The following is an 18,305-nucleotide window of genomic DNA, read 5'->3' as shown; positions in this document are numbered from 1 at the left end:
TTACTACCATCCGGTTATGAGCAATCGGGTGGTGACGGCTACGGAATTCAAGGCCAAATGCCTGGCCTTACTCGACGAAGTGAACGAGACCGGGGAGACGCTGACGGTCACCAAGCGGGGGAAGGCGGTTGCGACCATACAGGGTGCAAGCGCCAGGCCCTTCCAATCCTTGAAGGGCGTACTCGTGGGCAAGGTGAAGATCGTAGGAGATCTGGAAGACTACAGTGTCACCAATGATTGGAATTGCACCAAGGACAGTCTTGATGACTCCCAGTGACCATGCAGATCCTCCTCGACACCAATGTCCTCCTGCGGCACATGATCCAGCCTGGAAAGCTTTCGCGGGACCAAACGAAGATCCTCGACCAGGCCGATGCGTCTGGCCTCGATCTCGGAATCAGCGTCGCAACGCTCACGGAGATTGCGATCCTCTGTTCTGAGGGAGCTTGCAGCACGGAGGCGAATCTGGATCAGATCTTCGAGAGCCTCCAACAGAACAATCGGATCCGGCTATACCCTCTCACCTACGAGATCGCGAGAGAAGTAGCAGCGCTGAAGCCTATCCTGATTGATCCCTCCGACTGCATCATCGCCGCCACAGCCCGAGTCCAGGTCTCCGCCTGCTCACCTCGGATCAACGCATCATTTCCTCCAACGTCGTCTCCACAATCGAATGACAAAGCAAAAAGGCCGCCCGGTGATGGGCGGCCTTTCCAATCCAAATGCGTAAGCTCGTCTAGAAGACGAAGCGTGCGCCCACTTGCGCGCGGCGTGCATTGGTTCCGTCCGGGAAGCCCTGCGAGGCGCTGCCCGTTCCGAAGCCAACGGCAGGCACCAGTTGCAACGAGTTCGTTGCTGCCGTGTACTGCTGCGTACGGATGCTGGTGTCGTACTGTGAATTCGTCACGTTAAACGCTTCAAAGTAAAGGAAGAGGCGCTTGTGATCCGTAAAGGCAAAAGCCTTCGACAATCGAATGTCTGCGCGGCGAACCGGGTCCACCTGCAGGCCATTGATGGGAACAAAGGGTACACGGTTGGAACCGCCCAACCCATTCAGCGAACTGTTAAAGAGCGCACCGGTAAAGGCCGCGCCACTCACGGAAACAGTCGCCTGCGCGGGTTGCCCCGTCTGCAGCGTTGTAATCTGCGACAACTGCCATCCGGCAAGCACGTACTTCACGAACGACTTATCGGAGTGGAGTCCCCATTGCGGTTCCCACAGGAAGTTGATCGACGCGCGGTGGCGCGTATCAATTGCGGAAGAACCCTTCTCTGCAGAATAGTTGCCATTCGAGTAAGAGGTGGGGCCGCCGGAGAAGAAGATCGTGTTGTTGCCACCACCTGCGAACAGGTCGATCGCATGCGACCAGGTGTAGGAAACTCCGGCCTGGAAGCCGCGCGCCATCCGACGATTCACCTGAACGGCGAGACCGTCATAGTAAGACAGACCACCATTCTCAATCTGGTTGATGCGCTGGTAGCGCGGGTCCGGACGCGGTCCCCGATAGGTATCGGTAGTGTAGGTACCAGTCACGGCACGATTCGTATCGAGAATCGAGTAGGTCACAGGTGCGCCAATCGGGCCGGCATTCAGGTCACGAACCGTATAGAGACGAACGCCACGGCTCCAGAGATAGGAGACCGTCATGCTCATCTGATTCGAAAGCTTCTGCTCGATCCCGAAATTCGCCTGGTGCGTATACGGATTCCGCAGGTTGCGATCAGCCAGCGACAGGCTGGTGGTTCCCGGAGGCGGCGTGCGGTCGAGGCTCGCCAGATTGTTCGGGAAGACCGGGCCCAGCGCCTTATCGGCAGCCGTCGTAGCCTGCAGCGTCAGGTACCGCTGGTAGACGTTGTTGTTGATGAACAGTGTGTTAATCAGGCCGGTCTGATAGCGCGAGAAGAAGATGCCGTACCCCGCACGCACGACCGTCTTGCCCCCAAACATCGAGTAAGCAGCGCCCAGGCGCGGCGAGAAGTTCTTCTTCGGCGAAGGAATCTTGCCGGTCTGGTCATAGTCCGGATTGGTGATGGAAGGCTGCGGGATGAACGCATAGTCCCAACGGACGCCGTAGTTGAGGATGAGCTTCGGTGTCACACGGTATTGGTCCTGTGCAAACCAGGAGAGGTCCTTCACCGTGATGTCGACAATCGGATTGCCAAAGGCCTGGGCATAGGTGTTCCAGTTCTTAGCCTGGAGCGTACCGTTACCGGTAAAGTCGAGAGCGAAGTTCGTAAACGTCGAGTAGTTGTACAGGCCGTACTGCGTGGTCAACTGATTCTGGTAGTCCTGCGTCGAAGCAAAATCAATCCCGAACTTCATGGAGTGCTTGCCCGAGGTCTTCGAGAAGGCGTCGCCGAAGGAGAAACGCTGTTCGGAAGGATTCAAGCGGGGATAAGAGGTGGCATAACCGAGGTTGGAGACGCCATTGATCGTCAAGCCGGCGCGGCCCAGTTCTGGAGTCAGAAACGCGGCGCTAGCATCATCGAACAAGCGATCTTTGAACCAGCCAAAGCGGGCTTCATTCAAACTGGTTGCCGTTGGAATGAAGGTCCAGACCGCGCGGCCGTAACGGGTGCGCACAGTCGAATCCGCATTGTTCCCGATACCGCTGCCAGTGTTTAGAACGGCCTGGGTCTGAATGCCATTCGGAGAAATCCAGTTCACGTAATTCAAGCTGAAGCTGAAGGAATTACGGTCATTGGGGCGGTAATCAATCTTGCCAAGCGCCACTTCGGAATCAGCAGTGCGATTGACCAGACCAAAGTTACGCGTGGTCAGAAAGGTTTTCGCGGCAGCGCACTGGGCAGCAGAAGCGGTGCATTGCGGTTGTCCATTTGCCAGGGTGTCCAGAAAGTTTCCGTTTGCGTCAAACAACGGTGCATTCGTCACACTGGCCAGCAAAGGAAAGCGGCGGCGCGTGGCTTCGAAGTTCAAAAAGTAAAACAGCTTATCCTTCTTGATCGGGCCACCAATGGTGCCGCCAGCCTGATGGCGTACCTCAGGAGGATTAAAGGAAGCGTAGCGATCGCGCGCATTCAGCGTACGATTGCGGAAAAACCAGAAAGCGGTTCCGTGGATCTGGTTGCCACCCGAGCGCGTTACGGTGTTCACCACACCACCCATCGCACGGCCATACTCGGCAGTCATGTTGTTGGAAATCACCTGGAATTCCTGCACCGCATCTTGCGAGATCTGGCTGGAGATACGCGTGCGGCCAGCATTTTCGTTATAGAACTGGTTGGTTGTATCATTGCCGTCCGTTAGAAACGAGTTATGGCCAGATACACCGCGGAAGCTCAGCAAGCCGAAGGTGCCGTCAGGCACAACGGCAGGAGTTAGAAGAACAAAGGAGTCGACACGGCGTCCATTGATCGGAAGGTCTTGGATCTGCTTTGTGTCAACGAGTTGCGACACATCCGTTTTCGCAGACTCCACCAGAGGTACCTCGCTCGTTACATCCACCTGGGCTGCGGCCCCAGCCACAGCTAAGCGAATCGGAAGGTTGAGGGATGCACCTACCGCCAGCGTGATGCCGACTGTAGAATACTCTGCAAATCCAGACTGAGTGACGATCACCTTGTAACCCGTCCCAGGAATCAGGGCCGGAGCGGAGAAGACGCCAGATGCATTTGTCGTGAGTTCACGACGCAAACCGTTTTCGGTATTTTCAACAATGACCTTCGCGCCCGCGATGGCAGCTCCGGAACTGTCTAAAACTATACCGGCAATACTGGCATTACCAGCACTGTTCTGAGCGGAGAGAGAAGCACACGCCCATAAAAATAAAACGAGAATTGGGGTCAGCCTGAAAGCCTTAATCATATTCTGGAGGATAGCGCGGCTGAATGAACTTTGTGTGACAGCACAGACTCACATTTTTTCAAATTTCTTAGCACAATTTCACCGTCTACGCCACAATTTCTCCATGCGCTTTCTGCTTCTGCTACTCACTGGGATCATCGCCGCCTCGTCCCAAACTCGTCCCCTGATCGTGATCTCCATTGATGGCCTGGATCATCGCTACCTTCGCGATGCCGGTCCCCTCGGCCTTAAAATCCCCACATTGCGAAAGATGATGAGCGAAGGCGAACGATCCGAAGGCCTTGTCGGCGCAGTACCAACGGTCACCTGGCCGTCTCACACCACCATGATCACGGGCGTCCCTCCCAGAGTCCACGGGATATTGAACAATCGGCGTCCCGCAAGCGATACCGGCGACTACTACTGGATGGCAGACATGCTCCGCGTGAAAACACTGTGGCATGCGACACGCAAAGCAGGGCTCAAATCCGCGGCGATCACATGGCCAGTCACCGTCAACGCCGATATCGACTTCAACCTCCCCGAATACTTCCGTGGCCGTCAGGGCGGCAGCATGGACTACATTTCGATCTTCGAAAAAGCAACACCCGGCCTCATCGAAGAGATTGAGCGCTTCGATCCCAGCTTCCACCAGGACTGGGTGGATGACCGCACCCGGAAGATCGCGACGGTCTTTCTCCTCAAGAACAAAAAACCTGACCTCCTGCTCCTGCACCTTGTCGATCTCGATGCCGTGGCCCATGAACATGGTCCTTTTGGAAAAGAAGCACACGAGGCCCTCGAACGGATCGACAGCTACCTTGCCGAGATCCTGGCGGTGGTCCCCCGCAACGCCGTCGTCGCTGTTCATGGGGACCATGGCTTTGAACGCATCGATCAGGAACTCAGCATCCCCGCCTTTGCTCGCCAGTTGAACGCGAAGACCAAACTGATCTCAATCGGAGGTCTGCTAGCCAGTTCCGACCAGGCAACAGCAGATGCCATGCGCGCGTCGAAAGAACTGGGCCGTGAAGTTCCGAATCGTGAGTTGCTGCACTTTGCACCGGAGGCGGCAAAGCAAGGCATCGTTGCAGCTTTCGAGCCCAAGCGCCATCAGGCCTTCACCAATACGGCCAGCCAGAGCCTCCACATGCCTCCGCACGAGCGCGGAAATCATGGGTTCTGGCCTGGTCTCGAAGACTATCGCGCCGCATTTCTCCTCTGGGGCGCAGGAATTGACCCCGCCCTGCAACCCGCCGCGCCGATGGAATCTGCGGCCGAACGCTTTGCCGGGATCCTCGGCGTCACGCTCGAACGCTAAACTACGAGTGATGCGTAAACCTTTGATGGCCGCGAACTGGAAAATGTTCAAGACGCCTGCCGACACCACTGCTTTTTTCTCCGCCTTCCTCCCGTTGGTCAAGGATGCCTCGCAAAGCGAGATCGCCGTCTGTGCGCCTTTTATCGACCTTCCCGCCGCGCTCACTGCGGCTGCCGGCTCAAACGTCTCCGTTGGAGCGCAGAATCTGTACTGGGCGAATGAAGGCGCCTTTACCGGCGAAATTTCCGGTCCGATGTTGAAGGCTCTCGGCTGCACCTGGGTGATCGTTGGCCACTCGGAGCGTCGCCAGTACTTTGGCGAGACCGATGAAACCGTTCTGCGCCGCACCAAGGCCGCAATCGCCGCTGGTCTCAAGGTCATCCTCTGCGTCGGCGAGATGCTGGAAGAGCGCGAAGCGAACCAGACCGAAGCCGTACTACACAAGCAATTTGGCGCGGGTGTTGCCGGACTGACGCCGGAAGAGTTCGCCGAAGTCGTCATCGCCTATGAACCGGTCTGGGCGATCGGCACCGGCAAGACGGCCACGCCGGAAATGGCCGCCGATGCCCACAAAACCATTCGCCATCTGGCAGCAGCAGCCTTTGGCGAAGCAGCGGCCGCCAGTCTTCGGATTCTCTATGGCGGGTCCGTCAAGCCGGACAATGTCAGTTCCTTGATGGCTCAGGAAGAGATTGACGGCGCGCTCGTCGGCGGCGCCAGCCTCGACCCGGCCAGCTTCTCAAAGATCGTCAACTTCTAAAGCCGCTTCGCCTTCATGTCGCGGCCATTCTGATGGAGAATCAAGCCGGTCACCTTACCGTTCTCACGAACGAAAGTCAGGGTGGCCGGCATTCTCTTTGGGAAGAAGACATCCTTCTGCTCGGCATAGATCGGCAACTTCCCCTGTCCGGTGGCCTGGGTCATCAACTGGTCGCCCTCGCGGGTCACGACCAGCCGGAACTCCGGGCTCATCTCATAGGTGCCGATATATTCGTCGAGCAGCGCAGAATCGAGCCGGGTCTCAACATGCTGCTTCGGAATCTCCACCGTTTCTCCATAGGCCATCTTCATCAAAGCTGTTTTCAACAAGCCCACTTGCCCATCCTGGAAGTTGCTCAACACGACCACCAGCACGCCGTCGGCAGGCACTCTCTCAATCGAGGTGGAGAAGCCATCAATGCCCCCATTGTGCCCCTGAGTGGTTCTACCCTCAGCCGTATTCACGGTCCAGCCATAGGCATAGCCGTTCTTCTCCACCGTCCACATCCGTGCGGCAGTCTCCGGCTTCAGCAACTTGCCGGCAGCAAGAGCCCGATCCCACAGATATAGGTCGTGCGCCGTCGACAGCAACGCGCCCGCCGCTCCCGGAATCGCCATGTTGATGTAGCCGGCATTGAGGGTAGTGCCGCTATTGCTCAGATACCCATTGGCCCGTCTCGCGATCAGATCGGTATTGCTGTCCGCCCGCGTGTCGCTCATGCCCGCAGGAAGGAAGATCGACTCGCGCACATAGTCTTCCCAGTTCTTTCCACTCGCCTTCTCGATGATCTTTCCGAGAATGAGGTATCCAGTGTTTGAGTATTGGTACTTCGTCCCGGGATCAAAATCCAGCGGCTTCTCCCAGACCACTTTCACCTGCTCGTCATAGCGGGAAGGCTTGGCCTGGATGTTGCGGTATTCCGGAAAGCTTGTAAAGTTCGGAATGCCAGAGGTATGGGTCAGCAGTTGGTGCAGGGTCACGGGCTTCCAAGCCTCGGGACAGGCGGGCAGATAGGCGCAGGCCTTGTCGCTCACCTTCAGCTTGCCGGCTTCTTCCAGTTGCAAGATGGCAGTGGCGGCAAACTGTTTTGTGATGCTGCCCAGGCGCAATTTCGTATCCACCGCATTCGGCAGATTCCACTCATAGTTCGCCATGCCGTAGGCCTTCTCAAAAACCGGCTTGCCACCTTTGGCCACCAGCACACTGCCACTGAAGAAGCCCTGCTTCGCATAAGCCGACACCAACTCGTCGAACTTCGCTTTTGATTCTTGCGCGAAGCTCGCAACCGCAAAAACCAGGATCAGAATCGTTTGACGGATACCCAGATGCTCCATATTGCTCCCAGGGCAACGATGGCCCACAAGATTCTACGCAACCAGAGTGCCGGAATGTTCCTCAAAAAAGAAGCGGCCAGCAGACAAAGCGTCCCTTGCGCAACCAGATTGCCCACGCCGAGCGAAACCGCTCCCGTACCCGCGGGCCGCGCCAATACAGCCAAGGCGGCTCCTTCGATAGCCCCGATCACCGCAGCCACCACCCACTTTGCGCCGGCATCCGGGAAGAACAAGCGCTCAAGCGCCAGATAGCTCAGCCCCAAGGCCGTAGCCAGTTCAAAGAAGCCTGGAGGCGCATAGAACTTGTCCGGCAGGACAACAAAGAATGCGGCACAAGCCGTTAGCAAATACGCGGAGGGCATCGCCACCCATCCGATCAGCAACACAAGAGCCACCAGAATCGGTTGATACCCGATCTGGGCAAAACCCATCCGGAAGCCGCGCCACCAGGTTTCAAGCGGCGCTTCCTGATGAAAATCGATTCGCTCGGTCTCAAAGGATTGGTCGAAGACTCCCTGCCGCATCACCCCGCCGCGCACCAGCTTCATCATATGGACATGATTGGGAACCGTCACCCGCGCCAGATGGACAGTCGCCTCCACTTTCTCACCCACCGCGGCATCAAAAACAAATTCCATCTCGCAGGCCAAGTCCTCCCCAAGAGGAGCACAGACATTTGAGACCTGCCGCGCCCCGGCAAACTGGATCGCCGCCCCGATCTTTTCGGCGGAAACCTGTTCCACCTCATAGCGCGGCAGCTTCACGGTGAGATGAAGCTTGTTTCCGTCCCAGGAGCCTTCGCTCGTACTGACGCTAATAAAATGGCCCCAGGCCAGAGAAGTCAAAAACAGACTAAAGATCAGGCGCGACAGACTCGGTCTCCTCATTCATTTCCAAACGTCGATAAATCACCCGTGCCGCCGCCATGGTTGGAATGGACAGGAACATTCCCGGCACCCCCGCCACCATCTCCCCACCGATCACGCCGGCCAGCACCGCCAAGGGATGCAGTTCCACTCCGCTCGACATCAGATAGGGAGTCACCACATAGTCCTGGATCAAGCGAAACACCAGATAGAACGCCACCATCCAACCCCAATCCGGATAGCCGCTCACCGTCGCGATCACCAGGCTCAGGAAGGCCGCCGTGATCCAGCCCAGCACAGGAATGATCTCAAACAAGGCCGCCATTGTCGCCAAAAGCATCGCGTAAGGAACGCCCATCAACTGGTAGAACACCGCATACACCAGGAAGACACTGAGGCTCAGCAGAAGCACGGCGCGGATATACTTACTCAGCACATCGTGTAAGTCTTCCATGAGGATGCTGAGCTTCTGCCCCAAACCAAAGTCCGAGGCAAAGCCGATCGCGTGCTGTTTCAAGCTGGTTCCGTCTTTCAGAAAGTACAAAGTGAAGATCGGCACAACCAAAGCCAATCCAGCGCTGCCCAGGCTCCCCAGAATCGTCGTCACCGCTTTCTGTGCAAACTCAAGACCAAAGGATAAGATGTCATTCCGAAAGGGCTCTAACTGCGGCGGAAGCGGAATCTGCAGTCCTCCTGGCGACCGGGAAATTTCTGGAAATTTCGTAATCAGCACTGCCGCCTGCGCCGCCACCGATCGGGCTAGCATGGCTAGTGCCGAGCCTGCAATCGTGAGCACGATCAGATAGATCACCACGATCGCCCAGTTGCGCGAGATCGACTTCGGCGCAAGCCCCTGCAAATAGAGAATCAGCGGCTCAATCGTATAGGCGAGAAATAAGCTGACCAACAGCAGGAAGCATAGTTCCCTCAGATTCCAGACCAGCCACACCGCAATTGCGAAAAGAAGCGCCGTCCACAAAACCCTGACAGTAGGGCGATCAACGAGCGTCATAGGTATTCTCATCTTATAGTTGAAGCAGCAGCATGCCAGAACGTTTGCGGGAATTCCTCACAGAACTCAAAATACTTGAGGAAAAGATTCGCCTCGGGGGCGGAATCGAGAAGATCGCGAAGCAACACGCGCAAGGCAAACTGACGGCGCGGGAGCGGGTGGCTCGCTTGCTCGATCCGGATTCGCCCTTCTTTGAGACCGGGCTCCTCATCGCCTGGGACCGTCACAACGGACAGGCCCCCGCCGCGGGTGTGGTCACCGGCATCGGACGCATCGAAGGCCGCAACGCCGTTGTCGTCGCCAACGACGCAACCGTCAAGGCCGGCGCCTGGTGGCCCGAAACCATCTCGAAGATCCTCCGCGCCCAAGAGATCGCCATGCGCGAGAAGCTGCCCATCGTCTATCTGGTGGACAGCGCGGGCGTCAACCTTCCCTTGCAGGACTCGATCTTTCCTGGCCAATATGGGGCCGCACGCATCTTCCACTATTGCTCGCAGATGCGGCGCAATCTGCAGATCCCGCAGTTTGCCGCCGTCATGGGCATGTGCATTGCCGGGGGCGCCTACCTCCCTGCCCTCAGCGATCTCATCGTGATGGTGGACGGCACCAGCTTTATGGGCCTTGGCGGGCCGAATCTGGTGAAGGGCGCGACAGGCGAATCGACGTCCGCAGCAGAGCTCGGCGGTGCAGCGATGCACACGGCAGTGAGCGGGGTCGCACACTATCGCGCAGCCAACGATGAGGCGTGTCTGGAGATTCTGCGGGCCCGCTTTCGTGAGTTGCCCGCCGTCCAGCGGCCCCATTTCAATAGTCAGCCTCCTGCGGCGCCCAGCGAAGGTCTGTACGACATCCTGCCCGACGACCATCGCCAACCCTACGACACCACCGAAGTCCTCACGCGCATTGTCGATGCGGGCTCTCTCGATGAGTTCCAGCCGGACCATGCGCCCGAGCTGATCTGCGCGCGCGCCCGCATCCACGGGCGTCCGGTCGCCATTCTGGCCAATCGCCGTGGCTTTTTGAAGACCGCAAGCGGCCCGCGCATCGGGGGCATCATCTATACAGAATCGGCACGCAAGGCGGCCTACTTTGTCGAAACCGCCCAGCGCCACAAGCTGCCCCTACTCTACTTGCAGGACGTCTCTGGCTTCATGGTGGGCAAGCAGGCCGAGGAGTCTGGCATCATCCGAGCCGGTGCGGAAATGGTCGAAACAATGTCCTGCGCCACGGTCCCCAAGATCGTGCTGACGCTGAATCATTCTTCGGGCGCCGGCTATTACGCGATGGCCGGGCAAGGCTTTGATCCCGACTTCGCCCTCGCCTGGCCCACCGCCCGCATTGGCGTGATGGAGGGCGAGTCTGCGGTGCAAGCGATCCATGGCCCCGAACTCGAACGGCTCAGACAGGCAGGCAAAGCAGTCCCCCCTGAATTGGAGGCGCAAATGGCACAAACCCGCAGCGACTATGAGCGCTGGCTCGATTCCCGCTACGCCGCGGCCCGCGGTCATGTCGATGCGATCATCGATCCGGCAGCAACCCGTTCTACTCTTGACTACCTCTATGAGGTCTGCCAGCGATGATCCGCATCGGCTGTGGACAAGGCTTCTGGGGCGATTCGGCGGAAGCCCCGGTCCGGCTGGTGGAAGACGGTCCGCTCGACTATCTGGTTCTCGACTATCTGGCAGAGGTCACGATGTCGATCCTCCAGAAGCAGAAGAAAGAGAACCCCGCCTTCGGTTACGCGCGCGACTTCCCGCCTCTCATCGAACGCATCGCCGCCACCATCCAAACGAAGGGCATTCGGGTGATCGCCAACGCAGGCGGCGTCAACCCCAAAGCCTGCGCCGAAGAGATTCGCCGCCGCTGTCCGCAGCTCAAGGTTGCCGTGGTTCTGGGCGACGACATCCTCAGCGATCTTCCCAGTCTGATCGCCGGCGGACACCCGCTACTGAATATGGACACGGGTGAGCCGCTGGCCTCTGTTCTCGATCAGGTGCTCAGCGCGAATGCCTATCTTGGCGCCTATCCACTCGCCGAAGCGCTCGCAAGTGGTGTAGATGTTGTCGTTAGTGGCCGCTGCGCGGACGCCGCGCTCGTGCTGGCTCCGATGCTGCACGCCTACCATTGGCCCGATACCAATTGGCCTCGCCTCTCGGCCGGAATCGTCGCCGGTCACATTGTCGAATGCGGCGCCCAATGCACGGGTGGCAACTGCCTCGCCGATTGGCAAAGCATTCCGGATCTGGCAAACATCGGCTATCCCATCGTCGAGGCGCACAGCAATGGCCACATGGTCATCACGAAGCACGAAGGCTCCGGCGGCCGCGTCTCGCTGGCCAGCGTCAAGGAGCAACTGGTCTATGAGGTCGGAGACCCAAGTGCCTATTACACTCCCGACGTCATTGCCGACTTCACCACCGTTCAACTCCACGACGACGGCCCCAATCGGGTTGCTGTATCCGGCGCCTCAGCACACGGCCGCCCCACGCATCTCAAGGCGAGCATCGCCTACCACTGGGGCTTCAAAGCAGCGGGCACTCTCACCTACGGCCCCCCGCAAGCGGCTTTGAAAGCAAGAACGGCGGCGGAGATTGTTAATACGCGTTGCCGCAATCTCGGGCTCAGCTTCGACAAGCAAGTCACCGAAGTCTTTGGCGATGATTGGGCGATGTTGCGCATGGCTGTCCGCGATCGATCGAAAGCGAACGTCGACCGCTGGACTCGCGAAATGATTCCCCTCGTCCTCAACGGTCCTCCCGGAGCCACCGGCTATGGCGATGGCCGTCCCAAGGTCCATCAGGTGGTCGCCTATTGGCCCGCGCTACTCCCGAGAGAAAAGGTCACTCCCCGCATTGAGGTATTGGCATGAAGATTCCGCTTGGCAACATCGCACACGCCCGTTCCGGCGACAAAGGCAATCTGGTCAACATCGGCGTGATCGCCTATGACGCCAAGGATTGGCCCACGCTGCTCCGCGAAGTCACGGCAGAACGGGTGAAAGCTCATTTCGCCGATCGCATCGAAGGCACCGTCACCCGCTACGAGCTCCCCAACATCCACGCGCTCAATTTTGTCTGTACAGAAGCGCTCCAGGGCGGCGGCACACTCAGCCTGCTTTCCGACGCCCAGGGGAAGTCTTTCGGCGGCGGCATCCTATCCCTCGAACTTACGCCTTAGTTCTCACAATTTACTTGAAACTGGTTGCAAGCTCAGATAAGCTCATCCAACCATGCGATTCTTGACCCTGCTGGTCTTATTAACGAATCTCAGTATCTTATATTCCCAGACGATCTCCGGATCGATTTCCGGCAGCGTCGTCGACTCTTCCGGCAACGTTATTCCCGCCGCGCCGGTCCGGCTGCTCAGTGAGCGCACCGGCGAGGAAAGAACCGCCAACACAAACGAGAGTGGCGACTTCATGTTTCCGGCGCTGCAGCCCGGCTCCTATACCGTCATCGTCGAAGTCAGCGGCTTTCGCCCCTTTCGCAAGACCGGCAATGCCCTCAGCGCCGCACAGCGCTTGAGTGTCGGCAGCCTGGCCCTCGCCATCGGAAGTGTTTCTGAATCGGTGACCGTCGCCGCGCAAAGCGTCACCGTCCAAACCGGCTCGACAGAACACTCCGCGCTCATCGGCGAGCGCCAACTGGAACAGATCTCCATCCGCGGCCGCGATGTCGTCTCGATGCTACGCATTCTGCCGGGCGTCTCGCAAACCGTCGATACCGAGTTTCTCGGCGGCAGCTTCGGCACACAGTCGCCCAATATCCAGGGCACGCGCAGCAACTGGAACAGCCTGCAAGTCGACGGAGTCACCGGCAATGACCTGGGAAGTCCCGGCACCTTTTCGAGCCCGATCAACATGGACGCGATCGGCGAGGTGAAGGTACTCATGAATAACTACCAGGCCGAGTATGGCCGCAACGGAGCCAGCTCCATCAACGTAGTGACCAAGTCTGGATCTCGCGAGTATCATGGCACTGCTTACTGGTACAAACGCCACGAAAGCTGGAACGCGAACAACTTCTTCAACAACCGGACCGGCGTGCCGCTGCCCATCTATCGCTACAGCACCTTGGGCGCCACCCTCGGTGGTCCGGTGCCCCTGGGTAAAGTGTGGAACGGCAGCAAGGAGAAACTGTTCTTCTTCTACTCCTTCGAGAAGTCGGCAGTGAAGAATCCGCAGGCCGTCCGCCAGGTGACCGTGCCCACGGCCCTTGAGCGCGCCGGCGACTTCTCGCAGACCGTCGATCTGACCAACAAGCAGATCATCATCCGCGACCCGCTCACCAACGCAGCCTTCCCCGGCAACGTCATCCCCGCCAATCGCCTCGACAAGAACGGTCAGGCGATGTTGAACATCTTTCCTCTTCCCAACCAACTGAACCGCGCTGTCACCCAGGGCAACTTCAACTACCAGTTTCAGGAAGCCGTCGACCAGCCGCGAAACCAGCACCTCTTCCGCATCGACATTCGCCCCACCGCAAAGGACAGTCTCAACGTCCGAGGCTCCACCTGGTATGCCGACTCGCTCGGCTATGCTGTCGCTGCCGGTTCGTCCAACTGGGGACTCATCCGCCAGCATTACACCTTCACCGACAACGGCATCGTCCTCAACTGGGCTCGCATCCTGACGCCGCGCATGGTCAACGAATTCACTGGCGGCGTGCGGCATTCCGTCGAGAAGGGGCCTCCGGAGAGCGATGAGCAATTGAAGAATATTCTGCGCAAGGATCGCGGACTCGGCAGCCTCGGGCAGTTCTATCCTGGCAATAATCCCTTCGGAATCATTCCGCAGGCTTCCTATGGCGGAGTCACCAATGCCGCGGCCATCACCTATGACGGCCGCTTCCCGCTGCGCGGCGCCGACACCGCGATCAACTTCAGTAACAACCTCACCTATACGATTGCCGGTCACACGCTCAAAGCGGGCATTGCGTTCGAGCGCATCCGCAACTATGAAGGAGAGCAAGGCACCTACGGCGGCAGCTTCGCCTTTGCCCGCGACGTCAACAATCCCTTCGACAGCAATTACGCCTATTCGAACGCCGTGCTCGGCAACTTCCAGTCCTATCAGGAATCCGCATTTCGCCCCTCAAACGAGGGCCGCAAGACAACAATGGGCTGGTTCCTCCAGGACACCTGGAAGGTCACGCGCAAACTCACTCTCGACTACGGCATGCGCTTCGTCTGGTTCAACCAGTGGTACCACTCGCGGCAAACCGCTTCCGCCTGGGACTTCGGACACTATGACCGGAAGGCAATCCCTGCCCTGTACTCGCCCATCCTCACAGACCAGGGCCGCCGCGCGGTCAATCCTCTCAATGGCGACATTCTGCCCGCCGTCTACATCGGCGCCTTCGTCCCTAATTCCGGCAATCCCTTCAACGGCGCGGTCACCGCAACCGATCCCAATTATCCGCGTGGCTTCCGCGACCAGGCGCCCGTGCAGTTTGAACCTCGCTTCGGCATTGCCTATGATCCCTTCGGCGACGGCCGCACCGCCATCCGCACCGGTTTTGGCATCTTCCACAACACCGTCTCGCCCGGCGTTCGCGACTTCTCGCAGAACCCGCCCACCCAGCAAACGCCGCAGGTCTACTATGGCAACCTCTCGACTTACCTGAACTCCACTGGAGTCCTCTTCCCCAACAACGTCGTCACCTTTGAGAAACGGGCCATCACGCCCTCAATGATGAACTTCACCTTTGGCATCCAGCGCGACGTCGGGCGCGGCACCGTGGTGGAACTCTCCTATGTCGGCAACGTCGGCCGCCACCTGCAGATGAACCGGAATCTGAATCTCGTTCCCTACGGCGCGCGCTATCTCCCCCAGAACGCCGACCCGGCCAATCCGTCTACACCCCTACCGGATAACTTCTTCCGCCCCTATCCCGGCTGGGGCAACATCAACTACAACGACTTCTCCGGCAACTCGAACTACAACGCGTTCCAAACCACCGTCAATCGCCGCTTTGCAAAAGGCCTCTCGATCAGCGTCGCCTACACGTATTCGAAGGCCATGGGTTACGCCGATTCGGACGGTGATACGGTTGCCACCTATCGGCCCTTACGCGTCTGGAACTACGGCAAGCTGGGCTACGACCAAACCCACATGTTCGTCACCAATTACATCTGGGATCTGCCACGTGGCAGCCGCATCCTGCCCAATCGCGTCGGGCGCCTGGTTCTCGACAAGTGGCAGGTGTCGGGCATCTCCACCTTTGCCAGTGGCCAACCCTCGGGAGTCACTTTCACCACAGTCGATACGGTTGATCTGAGCGGTGGCGGCGACGGCACCCGCATCAACGTCACCGGCAAAGCGCCCTACGGCTATGGCGACCGCAGCTTCTCCCAGTTCTTCAACACCAACGTCTTTGCCCGGCCCGCCAAGGGGGACCCCGGGAATGCGCCGAAGGACGTCTTCCGCCTGCCGGGCACAAACAACTGGGACATCAGCTTCTTCAAGTTCATCCCTCTCTTTAGCGAAAGAAAAAGCCTGCAACTGCGCTGGGAAATGTACAACGCCTTCAACCACACCCAATTCAACGCGGTGGACTCTGTCGCTCGCTTTGATGCGAGTGGCAATCAGGTCAACGCCCGTTTCGGGTCAGTCATCGGCGCGCGCAATCCGAGGCGGATGCAGGCTTCTCTTCGTTTTCGCTTTTAGAGCTTAGCTGGCCTTCTGCTTCAGAACATCAACCAGTTCCTGGACCGCGGCAGCGCTGCGGTTCAGTTCCTTCTGTTCTGCGCCCGACAAGCTGATCTCATAGATCTTCTCGATGCCGTTCGCACCCAGTTTGCAAGGCACGCCGACAAAGAGACCGTTGATGCCGTACTCGCCTTCAAGCAGCGCGGCGCAAGGCAGCACTTTCTTCTTGTCCTTGAGGATGCTCTCCACCATCTCGACCGTACTCGACGACGGCGCATAGAACGCGCTGCCCGTCTTCAGATACTTCACGATCTCGGCGCCACCATCGCGGGTGCGCTGCACAATGGCATCGATGCGATCCTGCGGCAGCAGTTCGGTCAGCGGAATGCCGCTCACGCTCGTCAGGCGCACCAGCGGCACCATCGTGTCGCCATGGCCACCCAGCACCATCGCCGAAACATTCTCCATCGAGACATTCAGTTCGCTGGCAATAAAGGTGCGGTAGCGCGCCGTATCCAGCACACCGGCCATACCGATGACCCGGTTCTTGGGGAACTTCGAGGTGATGTGCGCCGTGTAGCACATGGCATCGAGGGGATTCGTCACCACGACGATGATGGCATTCGGCGAATACTTCACCGCGCCTTCGGTCGCGCTCTTGACGATCTCGTAATTCGCCATCAGCAAGTCATCACGGCTCATGCCGGGCTTGCGCGGGAATCCGGCGGTGATCACCACCACATCGGAGTTCTCGGTCGGGGCGTAATCATTCGCGCCCGTGATCGAGACGTCATAGCCTTCCACCGGGCCGCTTTCCAGCAGATCGAGCGCCTTGCCTTGCGGCACGCCCTCCATCACATCCACCAGGACAACGTCCGCCAATTCCTTGTCAGCGATCCGAAGAGCACACGAGGCGCCCACGTTTCCGGCGCCGACTACAGTTACCTTTTTACGCATTGCTTCCTTTCCATTGCGAGGGTCAAACTAGAGGTGAAACTAAAAGTATATCTGTGCACCCGCTTCCCTTCCGATTCTGTTTTCACCCGCATTACCATTTGGGCCTTGGCGAACACGTCTTCCCCTCGGTGAAGTTCCAGCAGATCCATGCGCGTCTCAAAGCCGAAGGATTACTCGATGCCTCGAACCTCATCGTGCCGCAGCCCGCCACTCGCGAAGACCTCCATCTCGTCCACACTCCCCACTGGACCTCCGCCCTCCTCGACGGCACTATCTCCTACGACGAAGTGCTGCGCCTCGAGATTCCCTATTCGCAACCGATGGTGCGCGGCTTTCTCTATCACACCGGCGGTAGCATTGCCGCGGCGCAAGTGGCGCTCGAAGAAGGTGCGGCATTCAACATCGGAGGTGGCTTCCACCACGCCTGCCCCGATCACGGCGAGGGCTTTTGTGCGATCCATGATGTCGCTATCGCCATTCGCAAACTCCAGGCCTCAGACCGCATCCGCACGGCGATGATCATCGATACCGACGTGCACCAGGGCAACGGCACGGCCACCATCTTTGCCCAGGACCCCAGGGTCTATTCCCTGTCGATCCACCAGTTCCACAACTATCCGCACGAGAAGCCGCCCAGCAGTCTCGACATCCATCTGGAGAATGGCCTCGAAGATCCAAGCTACCTCGCCCAACTGGAGACGGGTCTGCAAACCGCCTTCGCCAGCTTTACGCCCGACCTCATCGCCTACATCGCCGGCAGCGATCCTTATCGCGAAGATAAACTCGGCGGTCTCAATCTCAGCATCGAAGGCATGCGCCGCCGCGATGAACTCGTCTTTGCCGCAGCACACCGCCGCTCCATCCCGGTCTTTGTTACCCTCGCCGGTGGATACGCCCACAAACTCGACGACACGGTCACCTTGCACACCAACACCGCCAAGGCACTCGGGAGTATTCTCCAGCAACACTAAGGTGCTCTCATTGCTCTCATCGTGAGATGACCTTATCTGCGAAGTCCATTTTTACGCTGGCAGTCTTATGGCTTTGTGCCTGCACAGGCAAAGGCCCCGAAAATTCTCCGCGCTACGGCGAGTCCAGTCCTCCACAAGCGGAACCGAATCCGGCTGCGGGAGTCGAGGAGAAGAATGTCGAAGTTGCCGCGGCGGGTATGCCTTATGCACTCCGGCTCACCGCGTCTCTTCTCGATTTCTGCGACGACCGTGGCCTGCACTCCATCGATCTCATTACTCATCTGGAATCGCGCCCGGCACAAGGCTGCCCCAAGATGGCCCCACCCGATGCGGGATGCACTGCACTTCCTGGGCAGGTCAAACTGAGCTCAAAAGCATCAGACGCCAATGACACCCTCAGCTACGCGGGTTTGAGTTATTCCCTCCAGGGACGCATCCTCGACTGTGCGCTCGATGCCAAGCGGCTGGTGGTCGCCACCACCCGCAATGTCGTCGCCATCCTCCCCGATGTCCCCACCCCGGTCACACTGAGTTCCAATGGGGCCGATCGAGTCACCGCGTATGCGGGATGGGTGGCCTATTCCCAACGCAACAAGGTCATGGCGACACAGAAACATTAAGTGCCTACAA

General features: G+C 58.6%; 14 protein-coding genes and 1 pseudogene. 10 read left to right on the top strand and 5 right to left on the bottom strand.

From position 1 onward, the window contains the following. The first annotated feature begins 16 nt into the window (after positions 1–16). Positions 17–277, top strand: coding sequence for a type II toxin-antitoxin system Phd/YefM family antitoxin (locus M017_RS0120165; protein WP_031499975.1), 261 nt, complete (start codon positions 17–19; stop codon positions 275–277). 2 nt (positions 278–279) lie between these two features. After that, a pseudogene (locus M017_RS30805) lies at positions 280–594 on the top strand (type II toxin-antitoxin system VapC family toxin); the annotation flags it as partial. Positions 595–736: 142 nt separating this feature from the next. On the opposite strand, the gene M017_RS0120155 reads toward M017_RS30805, so the two are convergent. After that, positions 737–3,826 carry a TonB-dependent receptor gene (locus M017_RS0120155; protein ID WP_080508039.1) on the bottom strand — a complete coding sequence of 1,030 codons (3,090 nt, stop codon included), beginning with the start codon at positions 3,824–3,826 and terminating at the stop codon, positions 737–739. Between the two features lie 103 nt (positions 3,827–3,929). Here M017_RS0120155 and M017_RS0120150 point away from each other — a divergent pair, with 103 nt between their 5' ends. Beyond that, the gene (locus tag M017_RS0120150) at positions 3,930–5,126 is read left to right on the top strand and encodes an alkaline phosphatase family protein (RefSeq protein ID WP_031499973.1); all 1,197 of its coding nucleotides are present in this window, start codon (positions 3,930–3,932) and stop codon (positions 5,124–5,126) included. Positions 5,127–5,136: 10 nt separating this feature from the next. Beyond that, positions 5,137–5,886 carry a triose-phosphate isomerase gene (gene tpiA, locus M017_RS0120145; protein ID WP_031499972.1) on the top strand — a complete coding sequence of 250 codons (750 nt, stop codon included), beginning with the start codon at positions 5,137–5,139 and terminating at the stop codon, positions 5,884–5,886. Here tpiA and M017_RS0120140 read toward each other — a convergent pair. Genes M017_RS0120140 through M017_RS0120130 form a run of 3 tightly spaced genes read right to left on the bottom strand, consistent with a single transcriptional unit; the run spans position 5,883 to position 9,098 of the window. Next, positions 5,883–7,220: a serine hydrolase gene (locus tag M017_RS0120140; RefSeq protein ID WP_031499971.1), complete on the bottom strand. Its 1,338-nt coding sequence runs from the start codon at positions 7,218–7,220 to the stop codon at positions 5,883–5,885. The two genes, tpiA and M017_RS0120140, sit on opposite strands and share 4 nt — an antisense overlap. Then, positions 7,187–8,107 carry a hypothetical protein gene (locus M017_RS0120135; protein WP_155121535.1) on the bottom strand — a complete coding sequence of 307 codons (921 nt, stop codon included), beginning with the start codon at positions 8,105–8,107 and terminating at the stop codon, positions 7,187–7,189. The genes M017_RS0120140 and M017_RS0120135 overlap by 34 nt, the downstream gene beginning before the upstream one ends. Next, on the bottom strand, positions 8,073–9,098 hold the full coding sequence (locus tag M017_RS0120130) for an AI-2E family transporter (RefSeq protein ID WP_031499969.1): 1,026 nt from the start codon (positions 9,096–9,098) through the stop codon (positions 8,073–8,075). Before M017_RS0120130 ends, M017_RS0120135 begins: the two co-directional genes overlap by 35 nt. Before the next feature lie 32 nt (positions 9,099–9,130). Between M017_RS0120130 and M017_RS0120125 the strand changes: the two genes are divergently transcribed. From M017_RS0120125 to M017_RS0120110, 4 genes are read left to right on the top strand one after another with little or no spacing between them, the layout of a single operon-like run. Beyond that, a complete protein-coding gene (locus M017_RS0120125; protein ID WP_031499968.1) occupies positions 9,131–10,678 on the top strand; it encodes an acyl-CoA carboxylase subunit beta in 1,548 nt (515 codons plus the stop codon). After that, on the top strand, positions 10,675–11,967 hold the full coding sequence (locus M017_RS0120120; protein ID WP_031499967.1) for an acyclic terpene utilization AtuA family protein: 1,293 nt from the start codon (positions 10,675–10,677) through the stop codon (positions 11,965–11,967). The genes M017_RS0120125 and M017_RS0120120 overlap by 4 nt, the downstream gene beginning before the upstream one ends. Next, positions 11,964–12,275: an AtuA-related protein gene (locus M017_RS0120115; RefSeq protein ID WP_031499966.1), complete on the top strand. Its 312-nt coding sequence runs from the start codon at positions 11,964–11,966 to the stop codon at positions 12,273–12,275. The genes M017_RS0120120 and M017_RS0120115 overlap by 4 nt, the downstream gene beginning before the upstream one ends. A gap of 52 nt (positions 12,276–12,327) precedes the next feature. After that, positions 12,328–15,765, top strand: a complete 3,438-nt coding sequence (locus M017_RS0120110; RefSeq protein ID WP_031499965.1) for an outer membrane beta-barrel protein — start codon at positions 12,328–12,330, stop codon at positions 15,763–15,765. A 3-nt stretch (positions 15,766–15,768) separates the two neighbouring features. Here the strand turns inward: M017_RS0120110 and mdh are convergent, their stop codons facing one another. Continuing rightward, a complete protein-coding gene (mdh, locus tag M017_RS0120105) occupies positions 15,769–16,704 on the bottom strand; it encodes a malate dehydrogenase (RefSeq protein ID WP_031499964.1) in 936 nt (311 codons plus the stop codon). Between the two features lie 98 nt (positions 16,705–16,802). Between mdh and M017_RS0120100 the strand changes: the two genes are divergently transcribed. Further along, positions 16,803–17,675, top strand: coding sequence for a histone deacetylase family protein (locus M017_RS0120100; protein ID WP_035958715.1), 873 nt, complete (start codon positions 16,803–16,805; stop codon positions 17,673–17,675). A gap of 26 nt (positions 17,676–17,701) precedes the next feature. After that, positions 17,702–18,295, top strand: a complete 594-nt coding sequence (locus M017_RS0120095) for a hypothetical protein (protein ID WP_031499962.1) — start codon at positions 17,702–17,704, stop codon at positions 18,293–18,295. Positions 18,296–18,305 lie beyond the last annotated feature (10 nt).

Origin of the sequence: Bryobacter aggregatus MPL3, from assembly GCF_000702445.1 — a bacterium.
GTDB lineage: Bacteria > Acidobacteriota > Terriglobia > Bryobacterales > Bryobacteraceae > Bryobacter > Bryobacter aggregatus.
Note: the sequence above shows the minus strand (reverse complement) of the source record. Positions and strands in the feature narration are given on the sequence as shown.